This window comes from Methylopila musalis (assembly GCF_042679725.1).
Classification (GTDB): Bacteria; Pseudomonadota; Alphaproteobacteria; order Rhizobiales; family Methylopilaceae; genus Methylopila; species Methylopila musalis.
In genome coordinates, this window is the sequence record NZ_JBHTMX010000236.1 from 1 (window position 1) to 4,065 (window position 4,065).

Here is a 4,065-nt window from a genome sequence, read left to right on the forward strand (position 1 = left end):
TCGGGGCCGCGCGCTCGAGGGTCAGGCCGTCGCGCGGGGCGTCCGGCGTGCAGGCGGCCGCGACGAAGCGCTTCGGCGGGGCCTGATGGCCGCCGCGGGAGCGCGGCGCGTCGTATTGCAGGGCGAAGACGTTGCGGATGCCGTCCTTGCCGAGACCGCCCTGGGCGTCGATGCGCATCATGTCCTTCATGCACATCTTGGCCGTGTCGACGCACATGTTGAGGATGGCGTCGAAGAGCTCGCCGTCCACGGAGGCGTAGAGCTTCACGGGCTCGCGCACGCTCGGCTTCTCAAGCGTCGTGTAGGTCGCCCGGTCGAGCGCGGCGCCCGAGGCCTTGGCCTTGGCGACCCAGGCCTCGAACTCGGCCTCCGACAGACCGTGGAACTTGAAGCGCATGTCCGAGAAGCCCGCTCCGCTGTAGTTGGCGGAGAAGCCGTCATAGACGCCGGCCTTGTTGATGACCGCGTGCAGCTTCGTCTCCATGCCGGCCATGGCGTAGATCTGGCCCGCCAGCGCCGGAACGAAGAACGAGTTCATCACCGTGGACGAGGTGATCTGGAAGTTGATCGGCCGGTCCACCGGCGCCGCCAGCTCGTTCACGGTCGCGACGCCGAGCTCCGGGTAGATGAACAGCCACTTCCAGTCGAGCGCCACCGCCTGCACCTGCAGCGGCTTCACGCCCTCCGGCAGCGGACGCCCTTCGGCGACGCGCGACAGCGGACGGTACGGGTCCAGCAGGTGGGTGCTGCTCCACGTCACCGCGCCGAGCGCGATGATGATCACCAGCGGCGCCGCCCAGATCACCACCTCGAGCTGGGTCGAGTGGTGCCAGTCGGGGTCGTAGGTGGCCTCCTTGTTCGACTCGCGGTAGCGCCAGGCGAACAGGAGCGTCAGGGCGATGACGGGAACGATGATCAGCAGCATGAGGACCGTGGAGATCACGATCAGATCGCGCTGCTGGGCGGCGATGTCCCCGGACGGAGACATCACGACCATCTCGCAGCCTGCCAGAAGCAGGACCAGCGGAAGGATGGCGAAACGGCGGAGAAGAGTGCTCAAGGGCCGGCTGTCCGTGTTGGCGGAGCGGGGCAGGTTCAGGGTGCGTTACGCCCCCACCGCCGGCTTCGACATTGGACGCTTTGTCCTATCGGCGCGTGACGGCCATACGCATAGAGACAATGACGCCTCAGCCTGCGGACGTGTCCGTTCGGACCCATGCGTTTTGGACATCTGCGTCCTCGATTCATGCGGTCTTGGGCGTTGAGGCCTGCGGTTCGCCGCGCCATCTTGCCTGTCCGGGATCCATCCGTCCCGCGGCGGGCGCGCCCGCACAAAGCAGCGTTGGGATCGATGAGCCAAGACCACGCCCTGTCCTCGACCGCCGAACTGGAACGCCACGCCCGCCAGAGCACGCAGGGCGACCACCACACGGTCACGCCGGGCGAGATCGCCCTCGCGGTCGTCATCGGCCGCACGTCGGAGTTCTTCGACTTCTTCGTCTACGGCATCGCCTCGGTGGTGGTGTTTCCGGCGCTGCTGTTCCCCGACACCGACCGGCTGACCGCGACGCTCTACGCCTTCGCGATCTTCTCGCTCGCCTTCGTGGCGCGGCCGATCGGCTCCTTCATCTTCATGAACGTGGGCCGCATCTACGGCCGCGGCGTGAAGCTCACCATCGCGCTGTTCCTGCTCGGCGGCTCCACCGCCTCCATCGCCTTCCTGCCGAGCCACGCCCAGATCGGCGTCGGCGCGGTCTGGCTGCTGGCGGCCGCCCGAATCGGCCAGGGCCTCGCGCTCGCCGGCGCCTGGGACGGCCTCGCCTCGCTCCTGTCGCTGAACGCGCCCGCCGGCCGCCGCGGCTGGTACGCGATGATGCCGCAGCTCGGCGCGCCGCTCGGCTTCCTGCTGGCCGCCGCCCTGTTCGCCTTCTTCCTCAACACGCTGTCGCCCGAGGACTTCCTGTCCTGGGGCTGGCGCTATCCGTTCTTCGTGGCCTTCGCGGTCAACGTGGTGGCGCTGTTCGCCCGGCTGCGGCTGGTGCTGAGCGAGGCCTATTCCCAGCTCCTCACCACCCGCGAGCTGGAGCCGGCGCCGGTGTTCGGCCTGTTCATGGAGCAGGGCCGCAACGTGCTGGTCGGCGCCTTCGCGCCGCTGGCGAGCTTCGCGCTGTTCCACCTCGTCACCATCTTCCCGCTGTCCTGGGCGACCCTGCTGTCGGACGGCGACGCTCTGCAGTTCCTGCTGATCGAGATGATCGGCGCGGTCGTCGGCGTCATCGGCATCGTGGCCTCGGGCCTGATCGCGGACCGCATCGGCCGCCGCACCCTGCTCGGCGTCTGCGCCTCGCTGATCGCGGTGTTCTCGATCGCGACGCCCTTCCTGCTGGAGGGCGGCGTTCCGGGCCAGACCGCCTTCATCCTGATCGGCTTTGCGCTGCTCGGGCTCACCTTCGGCCAGTCGTCCGGCGCGCTGACCTCGAACTTCGCCCCGCGCTACCGCTACACCGGCGCGGCCTTCACCGCCGACTTCGCCTGGCTGATCGGCGCCGCCTTCGCCCCGCTGGTCGCGCTTGGCCTGTCGGCCCAGTTCGGGCCGGCGCTGGTCGGCGCCTATCTCCTGTCCGGCGCGGTGTGCTCGCTGGCTTCGCTCGCCATCAACCGCCAGCTGGTGGTGAACGACTGATCTTCGCCCGCTGACGACCGAGCTTGCGAAACGCCCGCGCCTCGCGCGGGCGTTTTTCGTTTGGACGATGGTCGTAAAGCGCGCGCGGCCCCCGCGCCCTTGCCCGGCGGCGTGGGGCCCACAGGTGATCTCCTGACGGCGCAGGCCTCAAGGGAGACGCCGATGTCGATCCGGCCGTACCTCTTTTTCAACGGCGCATGCGAAGACGCGATCCTGTTCTACGAACAGGTTCTCGGCGCGGAGCGCCTGATGCTGATGCGCTACGCCGAGGCGCCGGATCCGCCGCCGCCAGAGATGACGCCGGCGATCGGCGGCCGGGCCGTGCTGCATGCGGCGATTCGCATCCGGGGCGCCGAGGTTCTGATGTCCGACGCCGGCGGCTGCGGCGCGCCGGTGAACGGCCAGCAGGGCTTCAGCCTGTCCCTCGCCGCCACGGACGCGGACGACGCCCGCCGCCTGTTCGACGCGCTGTCGGACGGCGGCGAGGTTCAGACGCCGCTTGGGCCGACCTTCTTCTCGCCGGCCTTCGGCATGCTGAAGGACCGTTTCGGCGTGCCGTGGATGGTGGTCGTCCCCGGCTGAGAGACCGCCGCCCCTCCGCCGACGCGTCGGCCCGTCAGCCCTTGACCGGCTCCGCGCCCACGGGCGGCGGAACGGCGGCGTCCGCCGTCGGGCTCTCGGGCGTCTCCGTCTTCGCCTCGGTGCGCTCCACCGCGGGCTCCGGCGTCTCGGCGACCGCCTGGGACGCCTCCGCGACCGACGCGATCACGCCGGGCTTCTCGGTCGGCAGGTCGCCCGCGAGCTGGTCGCCGATGCCGAGCGCCCGGGTCATGCCGCGGGCGATCTCGCGCTCGCCCATGATCACCTGGTTCGCGCCGAGCTTGGTGAAGTGCTCGATCTCCGCCTGGGCGTGGGCGCGGGCGACGATGGCGAGTTCCGGGTTGATCTTGCGGGCCTGCTCGATCACCTGCCCCGCCTCGAAGGCGTTGGGGATCGCCACCACCAGCGTCGCGGCGCGGTCGAGGCCCGCCAGCGCCAGCACATCGGACGAGGCCGCGTTGCCGGCGATGACCTCGACGCTGATCTCCTTCAGCGCGGCGATGGCCTTTTCCGTGTCCTCGATCACCAGGAACGGCGTCTCGGTGGCGCGCAGCCGCTCGCCCACCAGCGCGCCGACGCGGCCGTAGCCCACCAGCACCACATGGCCGGAAAGCTCGGTCGGCGTGGCGGTGACGTCGTCCTCGACGAGTTCCGTGCTCTCCTCCGCCGACGCCTCGTCGGGCGCGGCCTCCGACGCGACGGCGGCAGCGTCCGGAACGGGCTCCGCGACCGGCGGCGGCGTGACCGCCACGGCCGGCGTCGCGGCCGCGGCGACCGGCGCG

Annotated in this window: 4 protein-coding genes; 2 read left to right on the top strand and 2 right to left on the bottom strand. The window is 70.4% G+C overall.

Translation table 11 applies throughout. The features are described from left to right. Nucleotides 1–997, bottom strand: a 997-nt coding sequence (gene cyoA, locus ACFQ4O_RS15850; protein ID WP_378777063.1) for a ubiquinol oxidase subunit II, incomplete at its 3' end; no start/stop codon positions are given. Nucleotides 998–1,351: 354 nt separating this feature from the next. Between cyoA and ACFQ4O_RS15855 the strand changes: the two genes are divergently transcribed. Both ACFQ4O_RS15855 and ACFQ4O_RS15860 read left to right on the top strand, forming a co-directional pair. Beyond that, nucleotides 1,352–2,683, top strand: coding sequence for an MFS transporter (locus tag ACFQ4O_RS15855; RefSeq protein ID WP_378777057.1), 1,332 nt, complete (start codon nucleotides 1,352–1,354; stop codon nucleotides 2,681–2,683). A 162-nt stretch (nucleotides 2,684–2,845) separates the two neighbouring features. After that, nucleotides 2,846–3,265: a VOC family protein gene (locus tag ACFQ4O_RS15860; RefSeq protein ID WP_378777059.1), complete on the top strand. Its 420-nt coding sequence runs from the start codon at nucleotides 2,846–2,848 to the stop codon at nucleotides 3,263–3,265. A gap of 34 nt (nucleotides 3,266–3,299) precedes the next feature. On the opposite strand, the gene ACFQ4O_RS15865 is transcribed toward ACFQ4O_RS15860, so the two are convergent. After that, a partial coding sequence (locus ACFQ4O_RS15865) for an NAD-binding protein (protein WP_378777061.1) occupies nucleotides 3,300–4,065 on the bottom strand: 766 nt, incomplete at its 5' end.